Genomic DNA, 17,691 nt, shown 5'->3' with positions numbered 1-17,691 from the left:
CTTTTTGCAGACTTGATGTGAATGAAAATCTTTATCCTTTGAGGTGTGGGAAGGAGTTCAAAGGATGTTTAGGAAAATAAAATGCTGCTGTGATATATCTGATTATATGGTTCATATGAAAACAGTAAAAGAGCTTTTTATAACTTAAAATGTGAAGAAAACGCGAGACCCATTATCTATGAAGTTATTATGCAAAATGGGGTGGCATCCCAACACCGACAGCTTTAAACTAAAACTGTTGCTATGATAACAATAATATTGATTGTAAAAAAGCATAATTCATTAAATGTTGCGTATTTGCAAGGTGGAGGAGATTTCATGACAATCTTTGCAAAAAACGACTATCTTGTAAAAGTAGTCGATATTGACCAATTTTTTTGTATACGGGCCAATGTTGATCTAAGGAAATATGAAATATAATGCATAGGATTTTGCCTCTATATGCATTACACTTATCAAAATATATTGTGTAGAAAAGCGATGGAGATACTGTAAACAACAGTTTGTGCTGTGGCATACTAAAAAGGGATACTTTATCTCCTATTAAGAAAGCTTTTTAATAAAAAATAACATCCGTTTTCTATAAAGGGTTACTCTTTTCAAGTTGTTTGAGGTGGTAAATTGCTTCTAAAGCTTGTTTAGGGGAGAGTTCATCGGGATGGATATTTTTTAAAGCTTCGTGAAGTACACAATGTTTGTTTCTTGCTTCATTGACGGGAGATGTTGCTTTAAGAGAAAAGAGTGGTAAATCATCAATGAGTTTATGTCCTTTTCCAGCCATTTCACCTTGTTCTAATTGATGGAGTACATCTGTTGCTCGTGTAATAACGGCTGGGGGAAGTCCAGCAAGCTTTGCGACTTGTACACCATAGGAACGGTCAGCAGCTCCTGGTGTGACCTCATGAAGAAAAACTACATCACCATCCCAATTTTTGACTTTCATGGTTACATTATGCAGTCTGTCAAGTTTTTCGGTAAGTGCGGTCATTTCATGAAAATGGGTAGCGAGAATAGCACGACAATGGTTAACTTCATGGAGATATTCAACGGCAGCCCAAGCAATAGAAAGTCCATCAAAAGTTGATGTCCCACGCCCTATTTCATCAAGAATAACAAGGGAATGGTGGCTAGCATGATTGAGAATCGTTGCTGTTTCAACCATTTCCATCATAAAGGTTGAGCGCCCCCGTGCAAGATCATCGGAAGCCCCGACACGACTAAACAGGCGATCAACGACACCAATATGTGCTGAAGTCGCTGGAACGAAGGACCCCATTTGCGCCATAATAGCAATGAGAGCATTTTGCCGCAAAAAAGTTGATTTTCCTCCCATATTAGGCCCTGTCAACAGCCAGATTGCTGCATATTGCTGATTTTTTTGCACAGAGAGATCACAATTATTGGCAATAAAAGGTTCTGCTGCTTGTTTGCGGAGTGCTTGCTCGACGACAGGATGGCGTCCTGCTGTGATATGAAAGGTAAGTGAAAGATCAATTTTAGGTCGGCAATAGCCTTGTTCTTCAGCAAGATATGCTAAGGCGACAGAGACATCTAAAATAGCAAGTGCTTCAGAGGCTTTACGAATAAAATCAACTTGTTCGGTAATTTCCTGAACGAGAATATCAAAAATCTCTAGTTCAAGTGTCAATGCGTGATTGGCAGCATGGGCAATACGGCTTTCAAGGTCAGCAAGCTCTGTTGTCGTAAAACGCATAGCGTTTGCCATTGTTTGCCGATGAATAAAACGTGCTTTAGCTTGTGGATTATTTGTAAGAGCAGATGCTTGTGTACTGGTTACTTCAATGAAATAACCTAGAATATTATTATGCTTTATTTTAAGCGTCTTAATATCTGTTTCTTGGGCATATTGCGCTTGAAGTTCAGCAATGACACGGCGCGATTCATCACGTAACGCACGCATTTTATCGAGCTCTTTATGATAATTTGAACGAATAAAACCACCATCACGTTTAAGGAGTGGGAGATCATCAGCTAATGTTTGTTCTAAATGAAAGTATAACGCTGTGGGTAAGTTTGAGAACACCTGTTGTACATCACTTATTTCTTGAGGCAGAAGCTCATTATTAAGAAGTTGATGCAATTCACGAATGATTTCAAAGCCGCGCTGAATTGTTGCCATATCACGGGGACCTCCTCGTCCAAGAGCCAAACGTGAAACGGCGCGAGGCATATCTGGTCCCCCTTTTAAAATAAGCTTTATCGCTTCTGCAAGAGAAGGATTACGTAGAAAAAAATCGATAGAATCCAAACGCATATCAATAGCTGAAGGAGTGGTGAGGGGAGCAATAAGGCGATCGATGAGAAGGCGTGATCCTCCTCCTGTTACAGTGCGATCAATAGCTTTTAATAAACTTCCATCCCGTTGACCTGATGTCGTACGAATAAGTTCAAGGCTTAATCTGGTTGCGGCATCAATAAAAAGAGTCGCACTTTCATTTTGGCGCTCAGGCTGCATGAGGGGAGGACGATGCGTTATTTGTGTTTTTTCGATATAACGAATAGCAGCTACAATTGCAGAGAGTTCGGAACGTGAATAATCGGCAACACCTTCAAGAGTTGAGAGTTTAAAATAATTGCAAATATCGCGTTCAGCGGTTAGTGCATCAAAGAGACAAGCAGGTTGAGGTGAAATGATACGATCAAGAACATTAAAAAGTGATTTGTGAGATTTATCATGAAAGAATGAATCAGCAACAATGATTTCTTGTGGATCCACACGCATAATATCTGCTAAAAGTTTTTCTTGGCGGCTTTCTGTTACACGAAATATGCCTGTTGAGATATCAATCCAAGAAAGAGCAAATTCCTCTCCATCGCTAGTTTTTATACGAGAAAGTGTCATCAAATAATTTGCGCGTGTTGGATCAAGGAGTTTTTCTTCTGTTATCGTTCCAGGTGTTACAAGACGAACAACATCACGCCGAACAACAGATTTTGAGCCACGTTTTTTTGCTTCAGCAGGATCTTCTATTTGCTCACAAACAGCAACTCGGTAACCACAAGCAATCAGTTTTTGTAAATAATCATCAGCAGCATGAACGGGAACACCGCACATAGGAATATCTTGTCCTAAATGTTTTCCGCGTGCTGTGAGTGTGATTCCTAAAGCCTGAGCAGCTTCAATCGCATCATTAAAAAATAATTCATAAAAATCCCCCATTCGGTAAAAGAGAAGAGAATCATGATGGACGGCTTTGATTTCTATGTACTGCTCCATCATAGGTGTCAGACGTTCTTGAGAGGAAGCAGATGAGGAGGCAGGCTGTGGAGTTAAATTATTTTTATGGTTGTCTTTTTTATCCATTTGTACGAGGCCTGTTTCCTTTAAGTGAAGTTTTTACTCTTTTTTGTTTACTTCAATATCTATTTATCTCTAAATTGCAACGCATCATCAGATTTGCTAAGGCAAGAATAGCGATTTCTAATATATGAATCAAATTTAATGACTATACGCATTATCAAGCAAAATTTACACTGTTTTTGGAGAAAATAAAGTGAGATGAAAGAGAGCGAGCAGGATCAGAAAATGTCTCAAACTGTTTACAGTGCGAGCGAACGAGAAGCTCTAGATTTTCATAGTCGTGGTCGACCAGGAAAGCTTGAGATTATTGCAACAAAGTCTATGGCAACACAGCATGATTTAGCACTTGCTTATTCACCAGGTGTTGCAGTTCCAGTTAAGGCAATTGCTCAAAATCCAGCGTTAGCTTATGATTATACAGCAAAAGGCAATCTTGTTGCTGTTATTTCAAATGGTACAGCTATCTTAGGGTTAGGTAACTTAGGAGCTCTTGCCTCTAAGCCGGTCATGGAAGGCAAAGCAGCGCTGTTTAAGCGTTTTGCGGATATTGATTCCATTGATTTAGAAATTGATATAAACGATACAGAAAGTTTTATCAATTTGGTGCGTCATTTAGAACCTTCTTTTGGTGGAATTAATCTTGAAGACATTAAGGCGCCAGAGTGCTTTATGATTGAAAGCCGCCTACGCGAGGTGATGAATATACCTGTTTTTCACGACGATCAACATGGTACAGCAATTATTGTTGCTGCCGGTGTTCTCAATGCTTTGACTTTAACAGGGCGTGATATGCAAAATACGCGGTTAGTCTGTAATGGTGCTGGTTCTGCAGGAATTGCTTGTATTGAACTGATTAAAGCGATGGGCTTTCGTTCTGAAAATATCATATTATGTGATACAAAGGGTGTGGTCTATGAAGGCCGCAAAGAGGGAATGAATCAGTGGAAATCTGCGCATGCTATTCCAACAGATAAACGTACGCTTATGGAAGCAATGGAAGGTGCAGATATATTTTTTGGGGTTTCTGCTAAAGGTGCTCTTACTCCTGAAATGGTAAGATCTATGGCACTACAGCCGATCATTTTTGCTATGGCTAATCCTGATCCAGAAATTACGCCGGAAGAGGTTATGCAAGTGCGTCATGATGCCATTGTCGCAACAGGGCGTTCCGATTATCCAAATCAGATTAATAATGTTCTCTGCTTTCCTTATATATTTCGTGGTGCACTTGATGTGCGTGCAAGAGTTATTAATGAAGAAATGAAAATTGCTGCGGCAAAGGCTCTTGCCAATTTAGCGCATGAAGAAGTGCCTGACAGCGTTGCAGAAGCTTATCGTGGAAAGCGATTAAAATTTGGTCCTAATTATATCATCCCTGTTCCTTTTGATCCACGTTTATTGACGGTTGTTTCAATAGCGGTAGCAAAAGCAGCAATGGAAAGCGGTGTTGCGCAAAAGAACATAGATGATTTAGAGGCCTATGAGCGCGATTTGAATGCGAGACGTGATCCTACTTCTTCGATGATGCGTGGGGTTTATAACCATGTTCGTCAAGCGCCAAAACAAATTGTCTTTGCAGAAGGTGAAGAAGAGCAAGTTATGCGGGCAGCCGTTTCCTATGTTCATCAAAAATTAGGACAAGCGATTTTGGTCGGTCGTGAAGAGCAAGTAAGAGAAACAGCTGTTATCGCTGGAATTGATCTGGAGCGTGAAGGTATTTCTATTATGAATGCTAAGCTTTCTTGCCGTACAGATGATTATGCGAATTATCTTTATAAAAAGATGCAGCGTCAAGGCTGGCTGTTGCGTGATTGTCATCGTCGTATCAATAATGATCGCAATTATTTTGCTGCGTGTATGGTGGCACTAGGAGATGCTGATGCAATGGTTACAGGGGTGACACGCAATTATGAAACAGCGCTGATCGATATACGTCGTGCAATTGATGAAAAACCAAAAGAACGATTGATTGGTATCTCAATGGCCATTTGCCGAGGACGAACTGTGTTTATTACGGATACAGCTGTTTATGAAAATCCTAATGCTGAAGAACTTGCGGATATAGCGGAACAAACCGCTTCGTTTGTACGTGGATTTGGATATCAACCACGGGTAGCATTTTTAGCATTTTCTACGTTTGGTTATATGAAAGGGCAAATCACACAGCAAATTCAGGATGCGATTAATATTTTGCATGAACGCAAGGTTGATTTTGAGTTTGATGGAGAAATAAGTGCTGATGTAGCACTCAATTCCAAATTGATGCAGCAATATCCATTTATGGGATTAACAGAGCCCGCTAACATTTTGGTTATGCCTGGATATCACGCGTCTTCCATTGCAAGCAAAATGTTACAAGAACTTGGTGGAGCAACCATCATTGGTCCTATTTTAATTGGATTGGAAAAATCTGTCCAAATTGTACCGTTTAGTGGAAACGATACAGATGTGGTCAATATTGCAATGCTCGCGGCTTATCATGCCGCAAAAGCCGTCTAAAGGAAAAAAGCCCCTAATATACCAATAATATATCAAGGGGCTTTATGATAGCAAAAGAATAAATTTTTTAAGAGGGCTGTATTTGATTGTCTTTTTGTTCTTCGGCGAGACGCTTTTGGAAGAGGGCTGCAAAATCAATAGGATCAATCCATAAAGGTGGAAAACCACCATTTTGAGTAGCATCAGATATAATTTGGCGAGCAAATGGGAATAAAAGACGGGGACATTCAATAAAGACCAATGGCATAACATGTTCTTGTGGAATGTTTTCAAGGTGGAAAACACCACCGTAAATCAGTTCTACATGAAATAAGATTTCAGTATTATCATTGGCTTTGACGGAGAGAGACAAAACGACATCATAATTGTCATCACCAATTGGGTTAGCATTGACGTTAATATTGATATCAATTTGTGGTGATTTTTCACGTGTACGCAATGAACGAGGAGCACCTGGGTTTTCGAATGATAAATCTTTTAAATACTGAGTTAATACAGCAAAAACCGGCTCTCCACCACTGTTATTCATTTCATCTTCGGCCATACGACGAACCTCTCTCATTATAATATGTATATTTATTTTAGATCTAAAGACAAAATTGGTTATCACGCCTTGCAAAAGGTTGCAAGAAATGCGCTCTTTATCTTGAATATTTTTTTAGTTTGTTACAGATTTTTTAGGCATTTCAATGGTTATCATCATTTTTGCGCCATGGAGATTCTGTCGTATCATGAATTGTGTAATCTTCTGCGTTAAGATCAATTATTTTTTCAGAGTCATTTTTTCTTTTAGTATTGGGATTTATTTTGTTTTTTAATGATGTAAAGAAATGCCAAACAACAGAGCGAATTGGTTTAATAAGAAGTAATATTCCCAAGAGATCACTTACAAAGCCGGGAAGAATAAGTAAAATTGCACTAAACATGATGAAAGCATCATTAATAATATTATTCTCTAATGTGCGTCCTTGGATAAGTTCAGTTTGTATGTTTCTTAAAAGGCTAAACCCTTGAACTCGCAATAAAACAACCCCAACTATGGTTGTGAGAATAACCAAACTCAAAGTTGCCAAAATACCAATTTCTTGACCAACAAAGATAAAACCAGCGATCTCGATTAAAAGAATGCAAAGAAAGATAACAACAAAAAAACGAGGACTTATAGAATAAAGTTTTATCACATGCAAGTTTCCTTCTGGATGAGGTGGGGAGAAATTCTTAAGAGCACTCCATTTAATATAAAATCTATAAAAATATTTGAATGGTAGGATTCCTTATTTTACATATTTATTGATAAATGGTATTGACTGCAATGTTTATTAGAGATTTAAGCTTTGGAGATTGACAGCGCCCATGGAATTTGACGTTATACTTGTCATAGCTCTTGTTGTTATGGTTGTTATTTTTGTGCAACTCCGTAATGTATTAGGGAAACGAATTGGGTTTGAAAAGCCCCCCTTTGATCCTTATTCGCGTCGTTCTAAAAAACAGGTTGAAGCAGAAACGGCTGATAATATTGTTTCGTTCCCTCATCAGAAAAATTCACAAAAAGACGACTTTAGTGAAATTGATAAAATTTCACCGGAGGGGAGTATTTTGAATAAAAATTTGCGGGAATTGCATAAAATTGATCCTCAATTTTCTCCTCAATTTTTTATAAAAGGTGCACAAATTGCTTATGAAATGATTGTAACAGCTTTTGCCAAAGGTGATCGCAATCAACTTAAAAGCTTGCTTTGTCAGGATGTTTTTGAGAGCTTTTGTACGGCTATTGAGCAACGAGAAAAAAATAAAGAGAGAATAGAGTTCACTTTTGTTGGAATTAATAAGATCGAATTTGTTGCGGCGGCAATACAAGAAAAGGATGAACTTTTAACGATACGTATTGTCAGTGAGATGATTTCTGTTACTTATAATGAACAGGGTGAGCGTATAGACGGTGATCCTGATGCTATTGTAGAAATCAGGGATATTTGGACTTTCGTTCGCAATAGTTTATCGTCAGATCCAAACTGGAAGCTTTTTGCTACAGAAAATGAAAATTAAAATACTTTTTGTTTTTCTTCCATAAGTATTCAATGATTTATGAGAAATTAAAATGTCCTCAAGTAAATGGAGACAAAAAAGAGATTTATTGGCTTCACAGGATCGCCTTTTATGGGAGATGGTTTGTCGTACGATAACACCGCTTCACGGTAAGATGCTCTCTTCTGCTTCAGAAACTATTGCAAATATTAATGATAAAAAACAGCCTGTAACTCAAATCTCCTCATTGTCTCAGGAAAATCAACAATCCTCGACATTTATTAAAAAAGAAAAGAGGGCAGTTACACAAGTACAAAAGATTCATTTCTTTGATCATGTTGCACATCGTAAAATTTCCCAAGGTCGTTATCCTCTTGAGGCGCGCCTTGATCTCCACGGTTATATGCAGGAAGAAGCTTATTTTTTCTTAAAAAATTTTCTACAATCCTCTCAGCAGAGAGGATTGCGTTATGTCCTTGTGATTACAGGAAAAGGACGATCTGTTGGGAGCGATGGAGCTTTGTATAGATTTGTTCCGTATTGGTTATCAACACCAGCTTTTCGATATTATGTCCATGCGTTTGAGCAAGCAGCGCGTCAGCATGGCGGAGAAGGTGCACTTTATGTTTGGTTGCGCCGTTTCGTGTCGGGAAAAGGAAAGTGATGTTATTGTGGTCGTTCTAGGTTTAATATTTATTTATACGTAATAATTTATAGTTTTCGTATATTTCGTAAGAGCCTTGAATACAATATCCCCTTATTTATAATTTTTTATAAAAAATTATAAATATATCATTTTACATTCTACGTATTGCTTCACGATTTTATTTATCGCATTCTTTGATGTGGCACATCCCTCACGCAAAACAGAATGACATTGGATTGCATATATGCACAGGCTTGTTTTAAAGAAACATTTCTCAACGCATCCAAGCCTATTTTGCGACGGCATCCGTGAAGGGTATAACGATAAATCCATTAAGACTCTTATCTTTATGCTTAATAAAAGAGCAAGCTGGCATCATCACACACTTTGCTAGCTCCCAATGTTGCAACAACTCTTGAAGCCCTTGGCACTTGAAAGCATTTGTAGAAGGCATGCTTTTCTTTAAGTGTTTTTACTCTCCCCAGTTCTCATCTCATTCGTGACGCCCAAACGAAAGATTTTGATTGATTCAATATAAGAGGGCTTGAAATGAAAGAGATATTGATCGATCTCATTTAGGTTGCAACGCGATAAATTGTTTTTATAAACCACAGCATTACTCTATTAAATACACGAAGAATAAAAACATGAGAAATTGTCTTATTCAAAAGATATTGCTATGGATAGTGTTAAAAGTAGTACAACTAAATTAAAGAGGATCTTGGAAATAAACAGGAATATAACTTTACAACACATAATTGTGCAATAGCACAAAAGATACAATTTCGTTGAATAGTTTCATGAAGAAATTTTTTCACTCATTAAAAGCTTTATTAAATTTCTTTCTCATAATAATTCGATAATTAAAATTTCATAACGAAGCGCAGAAGGTGTAGAATATGAGATTCAATCGAGGATATTACACTCTTATCCGACGTCTTTCAGATATTGGTTGAAATGCTAGCTTAGCGTGAAAGGCACAATAGGGGCTATTTTCATCAGAATCTGCACCACAAAAATGAAAATCTGCTGATAATGGATCGCCAACCGGCCATCTACATGTATTTTCACTCAATTGTAAAAGATTAAGTTGACGTGATATAGGCACAACTACATTGGATTTTGTGGACATATCAACTTTTTTTATATCTTCCGCTACAAATTCTGTCTTTAAAGCTGTTTCTTCAATACTTACAGATGATGTGTTCATTGGCGATACCGTGGATGTGTTGCGACGCACACGTGGAGATGATGGGCTGCTTCCCACGGGGGGTTTTTGCGTACGCGCGCTTCCTTGTGCTGTCTTACCGCGTCCTGGTAACTTTAATCGGTGTACTTTGCCGATGACTGCGTTTCTGCTGACCCCACCTAATTGAGCAGCAATTTGACTTGCACTTAACCCTTCACTCCAAAGCTTTTTAAGAAGCTCAACGCGTTCACATGTCCAACCCATACCAGCACTCCATTCCGATTACGTCACTAAGATGCTCTCCCCTTTGCATCTTCAAATGTTTTAATAATATTTTCACTACGCTGAATGAAAGAATTTTACACTCTAAGCGAGCATAAGAAAATCATCCAACCTGTGGACTTACAAACTAAAACACATCATCTTGCTTATTATATTATAAATTACAATATGCACTCACTCTATGACAAGAGTCTTTACCTCTTGAAGAGTTTATTTAGAATGTTTTCCCCAACTTGCAAATCAATCATAGGTTAAACTTTCACTTTTGTTTAAGGCTTTTTCCCAAAATGCTTATTTATAGAACCTTCATTGACTTTTTTTCAATTGGTGTAATGATCTATTCCATAGGTGTAATCATTAATCGTAATGAAATGTTGAAAGCACCGTAACAAAATGTACCATGTTGTTTTATTTGTAGTGTTGCTTTGTATATATATTGAAAAGGTTAAAATATAAAGGAAATTATGATGGATGCCGTCTCTATACAACCACTTTATGAATGCTTCGCACGACGAGATTTGCATTTTGAACAGGGGCATGGTGTATGGCTTATTTCCGATAAGGGAGAACATTATCTTGATTTCACATCTGGCATTGCTGTTAATGCATTAGGGTATTCACATCCAAAATTGGTTGATACGCTCAAAATGCAAGCTGAAAAACTTTGGCATGTTTCTAATATTTTTCAATCCCCTGAACAAGCAGCTCTTGCCACGCGGCTTTGTGCAAATAGTTTTGCGGATAAGGTTTTTTTCTGCAATTCAGGCACTGAAGCATTGGAGTGCGCATTCAAAACGGCACGTCATTATTACTATGCTGCTGGTCATTCAGAACGCATTGAAATAATTACTTTTGAAGGGGCATTTCATGGACGTACACTTGCAGCACTTGCTGCGACTGGGCATGAAAAATATCTTGAAGGCTTTGGACCTAAAGCTGGTGGATTTATTCAAGTACCTTTTTGTGATGAAATCGCTTTGCGTAACGCTATTAATAAAAATACCGCCGCTATACTTATTGAACCTATTCAAGGAGAAGGAGGAATACGAACGGTTTCTCATGAATATTTAAGATTTTTGCGCAAAATATGCGATGATAATGGTCTGTTATTGATTTTGGATGAAGTCCAAACGGGTATAGGACGAACAGGGAAGCTTTTTGCTTATGAATGGAGTGATGTTTCGCCTGATATTCTTACCCTCGCAAAAGGATTAGGAGGAGGATTTCCATTAGGTGCTTGCCTTGCAACGGATAAAGTTGCAAAAAGCATGACACTTGGGACCCATGGTTCAACCTTTGGAGGAAATCTTCTTGGAATGGCTGTAGGAAATAGTGTTCTTGATATTTTGTTAGAGCCAAATTTTCTCAACCATGTTCAGCGTATGGGAAATAAACTAAGAAGTGGACTTTTGCACATTCTCAATATCTATCCTGATATTATCTGCGCAGTTCAGGGGATGGGCCTAATGGTGGGTATTCAGTGTGTTGTGTCTTCTAATCTTGTCGTTAATGCTTTAGAAAATGAATATCTCTTAAGTGTTGCTGCCAACAACAATGTTGTGCGCTTATTGCCTCCTCTTATCATTAGGGAAGAAGAAATAGATGAAAGTTTGCATCGTATTGAAAAAGCAATAGCGTATCTTTCGCAAGTAAACAAAGAAAGACAAATATTACACACATGACAAATGCTCTTCGTCATTTCACGGATTTATCCATTTTAACGCCAGCAATAGCACGCGCACTGATCGATTATGCAAAAATCCTTAAAGCATCTTTTAAAGCAGGGAAAGGTTCAAAACCTTTTATAGGTAAAACACTTGCGATGATTTTTGAAAAACCATCCACACGAACCCGTATTTCATTCGATATCAGTATGCGCCAGCTTGGGGGAGATACAATCATGCTCACGGGATCAGAGATGCAGCTTGGTCATAGTGAAACTATAGCTGACACGGCTCGTGTTTTATCCCGTTTTGTGGATATCGTGATATTACGAACAACAAAACATCAACGTATGCTCGAATTGGCACAATATGCACAAATTCCTGTCATTAATGCCCTTACAGATGATACACATCCTTGCCAAATTTTAGCAGATATATTAACGTATGAAGAGCATCGGGGGCCAATTGCTGGCAAAATATTCGCGTGGATGGGGGATGGTAATAATGTGCTCCATTCCTTAATTGAGGCCGCAGCTCTTTTTGATTTTCATTTGCGTATTGCTACTCCAAAGGGCAGTGAACCACAAGAAAAATTTATACATTGGGCACGTGAACGAGGAGCGCACCTTACACTAACTCATAGTCCCCAAAAAGCAGCTCAAGATGCTGATTGTATTATGACCGATACATGGGTCTCCATGGGACAAGAATTTCGTGCTCGCAGTCATTCTATTTTTCTGCCTTATCAAGTCAATGAAGCTCTCATGAAATTAGCAAAATCTGATGCTCTTTTTATGCATTGTCTTCCTGCTCATCGTGGTGAAGAAGTGGTTGATTCTATTATTGATGGACTGCACTCCGTTGTTTTCGATGAGGCTGAAAATCGTCTTCATGTTCAAAAGGCAATTCTTTCTTGGTGTTTACAAGATGCGTTTTTCTCTCCACAATAGCTCCTCTACAACAAATTATATAAAAAAGGCAAAGCTATGAGTAAACAAGCTAAAGATGAAGCCTCTCTCAATAACAACTTCTTGCATGAAGATGATACTGTTATTCCCTTTCAAGTCGAAGAACTTGATATTCGTGGACGTGCCGTACAACTTGGAGAAACTTTAAATTCTATTCTTAACAGACATCAATACCCTGAACCGGTTTCTTATCTTCTAGCAGAAGCTTTACTTTTAACTGTTTTGCTTGGAACTTCTCTAAAGCTTACGGGAAAATTTATTTTACAAACTCATTCAGATGGACCGGTTAATATGTTGGTATGCGATTTTTCGCCTCCTTCCAGTTTACGTGGATATGCTCGTTTTGATAAAGAACAGCTTAAACAAGCCATGGACAATAATCAAATCTCTTCAGAAACCCTTTTAGGGAAAGGCACTTTAGCCTTCACAATTGATCAAGGTCCCCATATGCAGCCCTATCAAGGGATAGTTGCATTAGATGGATCAAATTTACAAGAAACTTCTCGTATTTATTTTGATCAATCAGAACAAATTCCTACCGATATCCGTTTGGCTGTTGCTATATTAATTAATCGTGACCAACAAGGAAAAACGCAGAAAAGCTGGCGAGCTGGAGGTATTTTGATCCAACTTTTACCCCAAGAATTGTCTCATCATAAAATAGATACCCCTCATCAAACGCGAGAAAAAACGAAAACCCATAGCCAATTGGATAACCAATGGCAGGAAGCTAAAATACTCATGGCAACGATTGAAAGTTCAGAATTAACAGATCCCCAAGTTGGTAGTAAACAGCTCTTGTTCCGTCTTTTTCATGAACAAGGTGTTAGAGTTTTTAATCCTTTTTCTCTTCTCGATCAATGTTCTTGTTCACACGAAAAAATTAAAGGAATCCTAGAAGGATTTTCGATTGATGAACGCAATAAAATGGTTAAAAATAAATATATTTCAGTCACATGTGAATTTTGCTCAAAAACGTATTGTTTTACACCACAAGAATTTTAGAAGAAAAAACATAATCAAATATTTTTCATAAAAAAATGATGATTGCAACAAAAGCCTATTTTATTTGCGTCATAAAAGTTTACCTATAAGCTCATATGAACTTCTAGAATATTTCTTGTCTTAGAGTTTTTTAATGTATACGAGTGATCTTTCTGTTGAAATCAGTAATCACGTCACCGAGTGCTTAAAAAAGAGTTCTCTGTAAAATATATTTTCTCCTCTCGAAAAAGCTTCTTGTTTATTTTTTTCATCTCAAAAGCTTATTTCTTACAATGAATTCTTTTATAATATTCATTGATAGATTGATCATGTACTTATAACTTATCTTCTCTGTTAAATGAGATTTTTTGATTGTAGTCATATTTTCTTACTCGAATTTATCTTATTAAAAGTCAAAAAAGCTTATTAGTTGTAATCATAAGATAAATTATCGAAAGAATAAGAATGTATAGACTCAATATGGGCTTTATGGAGTCTATTACGAACAGATAGTGTAATGGGAATAAATATACCAATAACGCTGCGAAGGAATGGATTTGTTATTTTATAAAGATGAAAATAGTGGTGAAGTCCCCTCATAACAATGTGCATTTCAGATAAAAAAGCGGAGACAGAACACTATATGATTTTGAAAATAATAGTTAGTTGCTTTCACTAATCTAACGATGTTTCTATAGCAATATTGTTTTGTCCAAATAATCAAAAATAAAGTTCCAAAACAGATATTTAATCGCTAAAAAAATGAAAACTACTTAAATTTTTGTTATATTTGGGAGGTTTGCTCTACAGATATTTCTTTGCACATGTTTTTGAATCAACAATGGTAATGCTCTTGTCAAATTTTCCTAAGAAGAATGAGGATCCGTATAAATAAAATAGCATACATAGCATGATAAAACGTTATGTTTTTACAAACCTGCATTATTATATTTTTCAACTTAAAATATTGCCAATTATTTTCACGTTTAGACAATTCATAAAAGGTATTTTTAGTCTTTATCTTAAATGTTTTTTTGATTCAACATATAGAAATTTTAAAAAATCTCATAGTATACGGTATTTTCATTTAATAGATAAAAATGGTAAACTATTATTTATAAATCAATATGTTGATATTTTATTTTTCTTCTGTCATGAGCGCTTGTTCAATTTTTGGTAGAATTTTTTTTTGATAAATTTGCCATGTTAAGGGACCAACATGTTTAGCAATAATGGTGCTCTCTTTATTCAAGAGAAAGGTTTCTGGGGGTCCATATATTCCCCAATCAATGGCTGTATATCCTGAAACATCAAAGCCAATAAATTTAAAAGGATTACCAAAACTGTTTAAAAAGCGCAGGGCGTTTGTTTTGTTATCTTTATAATTAATACCAATCAGATCAAAACGTTTATCTTGTGCAATTTTCATAAGAATAGGATGCTCTTCGCGACAGGGCAAACACCAAGAGCCCCAAAAATTGACCAATGTGACACGTCCTTTAAACTGTTTTGAATTGAGATAACTTTCTTTATCAAGAAGAGGAAGATGAATATTAGGAGCAGATTTTTCAGCTAATGCGTTTGGGAGAAGGGAAGAATCTTGAAGGTATTTTTTATCCATAAAGTTGAAAAAAAGCACCATGAGAAGAAGAAAAAGCACAAATGGTCCAAAAAAAACAAGCAGAACAGGCAAAGATATATTTTTTTTAAGTTTTGGAGTGATGTTTTTCATTATACTTTTCTTTTTGTGACAACTCTTTTTTGTTTAGCTGTTGGAGAATTTTTTTTTGGTATAGAGCTTTGCAAAGAATATATCCAATAAGACATAAGAGGGATATTGCAGAAAGCACATAGCTTAAAATAACAATTTGCTCGTGTTTAAGGGTGCTAAGGAAAAAATCAATTTTCTGAGATAGATTTCCTAAAAGTCCGCCCTGGGTGCCATTTAGGTCGAGCATGATGAAGAGTCCTGTTGTTGTGCACGACGGGATTTTTTAATCTGAAGTATTCGGATATAATGACTATTGATTTCATTTCGCATAGCCATCAAATAGAGTGCAATAAACATAAAGATAAAACAAAATAGCATTGTTATAAGGGGCCATAACATAGCATTGTCGATTGTTGATCCTCCAGCACGTAACAATGATGCTGGTTGATGCAATGTATTCCACCAATTAACGGAAAATTTAATAACAGGAATATTAACAAATCCAACAAGTGTAAGAATTGCAGTAGCGCGAGCGGCTTTTACTTGGTTGTCAAAAGCACGTCCAAGCAGGATAATGGAAAGATAGATAAAAAGCAGAATTAAAACTGATGTTAACCGTGCATCCCAGACCCACCATGTTCCCCATGTAGGTCGCCCCCAAAGTGCTCCTGTCATGAGAGCCAATGCGGTAAAAATCGCTCCAATAGGCGCTCCACATTTAAGTGCCACATCAGCAAGATGATATTTCCAAATCAGATTTCCTAATGCTGCTGCACTCATCGTTACATAACAGAATGTAGACAACCACGCAAAGGGTACATGAAGGTACATAATCTTAACAGTAATGCCTTGTTGATAGTCATCAGGGGAATACATCACCAGAATAAGTCCTAAAATAAGGAAACACAATGTTATGCCGGCCAACCAAGGTAAGACGATACTGCTTATTTTCATGAAAAGGGTGAAACTTGCAGGGAGTGACCTGATTTTATATGGACGAGATAGTTCATTCATGAAATTCATAATAGGCAGAGTTTTTCTATGCGGCAATCATCTTTTATTATTCTGATAAAAGTTTAAGCGTTATTGCAGCAACAAAAGAGCCAAAGAGACTCAAAATAAGTGAAAAAGCGCTGAGAAGAGCTAAGGACGTGAGAAAAGAAATATTTGGATTTATTGGGGCTGTAGCAGCCGAAACACCAAAAATCATAATTGGAATGATCCACGGCAAGATAATGATAAAAATAAGCAGAGTACTGTGCAACAATGAGGTTGCGAGTGCAGCGCCTATGGCGCCAATAAAAATAATGGCTGGTGTTCCGCATAAAAGGGTAAGTATTGTTGTAAAAGTTATTGTTGCATCTAAATGGAGCATGAGGGCTAAAATAGGTGTAGCAAAAATAAGAGGAAGCATTGTTCCTACCCAATGGGCAAGACATTTGGTAAAAACAATTAGTGTAAAACTTTGTCTTTTTCCTGAAAGGATAAATTGGTCGAGATTACCATCATCGCGATCGATTTGGAAAAGTTTGTTCAGATTGAGGAGTCCTGCAAGAAGGGCTCCAAACCACAATATACCAGGCCCTATTTGTGCAAGAATTTTGGGATTTGGTCCAATGGCAAAGGGGGTTATGACAACAACAGCGATAAAAAACAATAGTCCTGTTAGTGAAGAGGCTTGTGGCGCTAATAATAGTTTAAGATCACGCCAGAATAGTGCTTTCATTTTATTCTCTCCTAGAGAGGTAAAAATTTTTCCAGAGCGATTTTATGGTTTTCTGGAATACCTAGGGAATTATGAGTTGCAGCGATAATCATACCACCTTGACTGAGATGACGCTGGAAAATACGAGCAAGGAGTTTTTGAGCATGGTTATCAAGCCCAGATATTGGTTCATCTAAAATCCAAAGAGGACGATAGGAGAGCAAAAGGCGAGCAATAGCTACGCGTCTTTGTTGTCCAGTTGACAGAGCTTTAAAGGGTAAATGTTCAAGGTTAGAAAGACCAATATCAGCAAGAACCTCATGCACAAAGCGTAAATGTTGACCATAAAAATCTGCCCAAAATTGCAAATTGTCCATGACAGATAAGAGAGGTTTCATAGCATTTTGAGGACCAAGATAATGACACGCAGTTGCAACAGGGTATATTTGATCATGGTCTTTAAGTATTATATGACCTTCAGCAGCTTCAAGAAGACCGACAATGATTCGGAGTAATGTAGACTTTCCGATACCATTAGGACCAGTGATTGTCATCAGTTGCTGTGAAAATAAACAAAAAGAAAGACCTTTAAACAGAATTTCCTCGTTTCTGTAAGCGGCTAAATCTTTGCCTGATAACACCATGTGATTACCTATTTTGTTTTTATTTTCATATTCTTTATTGCATTATAGAATA

Annotated in this window: 15 protein-coding genes; 6 read left to right on the top strand and 9 right to left on the bottom strand. The window is 37.2% G+C overall.

Annotated elements, in window-relative coordinates; all coding sequences use genetic code 11:
- Positions 1 to 580: 580 nt before the first annotated feature.
- The gene (gene mutS, locus U736_RS0100310) at positions 581 to 3,325 is read right to left on the bottom strand and encodes a DNA mismatch repair protein MutS (protein WP_012754521.1); all 2,745 of its coding nucleotides are present in this window, start codon (positions 3,323 to 3,325) and stop codon (positions 581 to 583) included.
- 195 nt (positions 3,326 to 3,520) lie between these two features.
- Here mutS and U736_RS0100305 point away from each other — a divergent pair, with 195 nt between their 5' ends.
- Complete coding sequence (locus U736_RS0100305; protein WP_012754522.1) at positions 3,521 to 5,821, top strand: NADP-dependent malic enzyme; 2,301 nt, start codon at positions 3,521 to 3,523, stop codon at positions 5,819 to 5,821.
- Positions 5,822 to 5,888: 67 nt separating this feature from the next.
- Here U736_RS0100305 and secB read toward each other — a convergent pair whose 3' ends face one another.
- Both secB and U736_RS0100295 read right to left on the bottom strand, forming a co-directional pair.
- Positions 5,889 to 6,365 (bottom strand): protein-export chaperone SecB, encoded by a 477-nt coding sequence (gene secB, locus U736_RS0100300; protein WP_012754523.1) that lies wholly within the window; start codon positions 6,363 to 6,365, stop codon positions 5,889 to 5,891.
- A 142-nt stretch (positions 6,366 to 6,507) separates the two neighbouring features.
- Positions 6,508 to 7,002: an FxsA family protein gene (locus tag U736_RS0100295; protein ID WP_012754524.1), complete on the bottom strand. Its 495-nt coding sequence runs from the start codon at positions 7,000 to 7,002 to the stop codon at positions 6,508 to 6,510.
- A 172-nt stretch (positions 7,003 to 7,174) separates the two neighbouring features.
- Between U736_RS0100295 and U736_RS0100290 the strand changes: the two genes are divergently transcribed.
- Together U736_RS0100290 and U736_RS0100285 are read left to right on the top strand one after the other, a co-directional pair.
- Positions 7,175 to 7,867, top strand: a complete 693-nt coding sequence (locus U736_RS0100290) for a Tim44/TimA family putative adaptor protein (protein WP_012754525.1) — start codon at positions 7,175 to 7,177, stop codon at positions 7,865 to 7,867.
- Positions 7,868 to 7,919: 52 nt separating this feature from the next.
- The gene (locus tag U736_RS0100285; RefSeq protein WP_012754526.1) at positions 7,920 to 8,510 is read left to right on the top strand and encodes a Smr/MutS family protein; all 591 of its coding nucleotides are present in this window, start codon (positions 7,920 to 7,922) and stop codon (positions 8,508 to 8,510) included.
- 901 nt (positions 8,511 to 9,411) lie between these two features.
- On the opposite strand, the gene U736_RS0100275 is transcribed toward U736_RS0100285, so the two are convergent.
- Positions 9,412 to 9,945 carry a GcrA family cell cycle regulator gene (locus U736_RS0100275; protein ID WP_012754527.1) on the bottom strand — a complete coding sequence of 178 codons (534 nt, stop codon included), beginning with the start codon at positions 9,943 to 9,945 and terminating at the stop codon, positions 9,412 to 9,414.
- 485 nt (positions 9,946 to 10,430) lie between these two features.
- Here U736_RS0100275 and U736_RS0100270 point away from each other — a divergent pair, with 485 nt between their 5' ends.
- Genes U736_RS0100270 through U736_RS0100260 form a run of 3 tightly spaced genes read left to right on the top strand, consistent with a single transcriptional unit; the run spans position 10,431 to position 13,600 of the window.
- Positions 10,431 to 11,645 (top strand): aspartate aminotransferase family protein, encoded by a 1,215-nt coding sequence (locus U736_RS0100270; RefSeq protein ID WP_012754528.1) that lies wholly within the window; start codon positions 10,431 to 10,433, stop codon positions 11,643 to 11,645.
- Positions 11,642 to 12,577 carry an ornithine carbamoyltransferase gene (gene argF / locus U736_RS0100265; RefSeq protein WP_012754529.1) on the top strand — a complete coding sequence of 312 codons (936 nt, stop codon included), beginning with the start codon at positions 11,642 to 11,644 and terminating at the stop codon, positions 12,575 to 12,577. The genes U736_RS0100270 and argF overlap by 4 nt, the downstream gene beginning before the upstream one ends.
- Before the next feature lie 36 nt (positions 12,578 to 12,613).
- Positions 12,614 to 13,600, top strand: coding sequence for an Hsp33 family molecular chaperone (locus U736_RS0100260; protein WP_012754530.1), 987 nt, complete (start codon positions 12,614 to 12,616; stop codon positions 13,598 to 13,600).
- A gap of 1,117 nt (positions 13,601 to 14,717) precedes the next feature.
- Here U736_RS0100260 and U736_RS0100255 read toward each other — a convergent pair.
- From U736_RS0100255 to ccmA, 5 genes are read right to left on the bottom strand one after another with little or no spacing between them, the layout of a single operon-like run.
- Positions 14,718 to 15,311: a DsbE family thiol:disulfide interchange protein gene (locus U736_RS0100255; RefSeq protein ID WP_012754531.1), complete on the bottom strand. Its 594-nt coding sequence runs from the start codon at positions 15,309 to 15,311 to the stop codon at positions 14,718 to 14,720.
- Positions 15,286 to 15,537, bottom strand: a complete 252-nt coding sequence (locus U736_RS12625; protein ID WP_012754532.1) for a heme exporter protein CcmD — start codon at positions 15,535 to 15,537, stop codon at positions 15,286 to 15,288. Before U736_RS12625 ends, U736_RS0100255 begins: the two co-directional genes overlap by 26 nt.
- Positions 15,525 to 16,304, bottom strand: coding sequence for a heme ABC transporter permease (locus U736_RS0100245; protein ID WP_012754533.1), 780 nt, complete (start codon positions 16,302 to 16,304; stop codon positions 15,525 to 15,527). The genes U736_RS12625 and U736_RS0100245 overlap by 13 nt, the downstream gene beginning before the upstream one ends.
- Before the next feature lie 46 nt (positions 16,305 to 16,350).
- Complete coding sequence (ccmB, locus tag U736_RS0100240) at positions 16,351 to 17,016, bottom strand: heme exporter protein CcmB (protein WP_012754534.1); 666 nt, start codon at positions 17,014 to 17,016, stop codon at positions 16,351 to 16,353.
- Between the two features lie 11 nt (positions 17,017 to 17,027).
- Positions 17,028 to 17,639: a heme ABC exporter ATP-binding protein CcmA gene (ccmA, locus tag U736_RS0100235; RefSeq protein WP_012754535.1), complete on the bottom strand. Its 612-nt coding sequence runs from the start codon at positions 17,637 to 17,639 to the stop codon at positions 17,028 to 17,030.
- Between the last annotated feature and the right edge of the window lie 52 nt (positions 17,640 to 17,691).

The sequence above is a fragment of the Bartonella grahamii ATCC 700132 genome, from assembly GCF_000518085.1.
GTDB classification, from domain to species: domain Bacteria; phylum Pseudomonadota; class Alphaproteobacteria; order Rhizobiales; family Rhizobiaceae; genus Bartonella; species Bartonella grahamii.
Note: the sequence above shows the minus strand (reverse complement) of the source record. Positions and strands in the feature narration are given on the sequence as shown.

Bases quoted from the DNA above. Each gene is read 5' to 3' on its own strand.
- mutS (WP_012754521.1), bottom strand. From the start codon at position 3,325: ATGGATAAAAAAGACAACCATAAAAATAATTTAACTCCACAGCCTGCC.
- U736_RS0100305 (WP_012754522.1), top strand. From the start codon at position 3,521: ATGAAAGAGAGCGAGCAGGATCAGAAAATGTCTCAAACTGTTTACAGT.
- secB (WP_012754523.1), bottom strand. From the start codon at position 6,365: ATGGCCGAAGATGAAATGAATAACAGTGGTGGAGAGCCGGTTTTTGCT.
- U736_RS0100290 (WP_012754525.1), top strand. From the start codon at position 7,175: ATGGAATTTGACGTTATACTTGTCATAGCTCTTGTTGTTATGGTTGTT.
- U736_RS0100285 (WP_012754526.1), top strand. From the start codon at position 7,920: ATGTCCTCAAGTAAATGGAGACAAAAAAGAGATTTATTGGCTTCACAG.
- U736_RS0100275 (WP_012754527.1), bottom strand. From the start codon at position 9,945: ATGGGTTGGACATGTGAACGCGTTGAGCTTCTTAAAAAGCTTTGGAGT.
- U736_RS0100270 (WP_012754528.1), top strand. From the start codon at position 10,431: ATGGATGCCGTCTCTATACAACCACTTTATGAATGCTTCGCACGACGA.
- argF (WP_012754529.1), top strand. From the start codon at position 11,642: ATGACAAATGCTCTTCGTCATTTCACGGATTTATCCATTTTAACGCCA.
- U736_RS0100260 (WP_012754530.1), top strand. From the start codon at position 12,614: ATGAGTAAACAAGCTAAAGATGAAGCCTCTCTCAATAACAACTTCTTG.
- U736_RS0100255 (WP_012754531.1), bottom strand. From the start codon at position 15,311: ATGAAAAACATCACTCCAAAACTTAAAAAAAATATATCTTTGCCTGTT.
- U736_RS12625 (WP_012754532.1), bottom strand. From the start codon at position 15,537: ATGCTCGACCTAAATGGCACCCAGGGCGGACTTTTAGGAAATCTATCT.
- U736_RS0100245 (WP_012754533.1), bottom strand. From the start codon at position 16,304: ATGAATGAACTATCTCGTCCATATAAAATCAGGTCACTCCCTGCAAGT.
- ccmB (WP_012754534.1), bottom strand. From the start codon at position 17,016: ATGAAAGCACTATTCTGGCGTGATCTTAAACTATTATTAGCGCCACAA.
- ccmA (WP_012754535.1), bottom strand. From the start codon at position 17,639: ATGGTGTTATCAGGCAAAGATTTAGCCGCTTACAGAAACGAGGAAATT.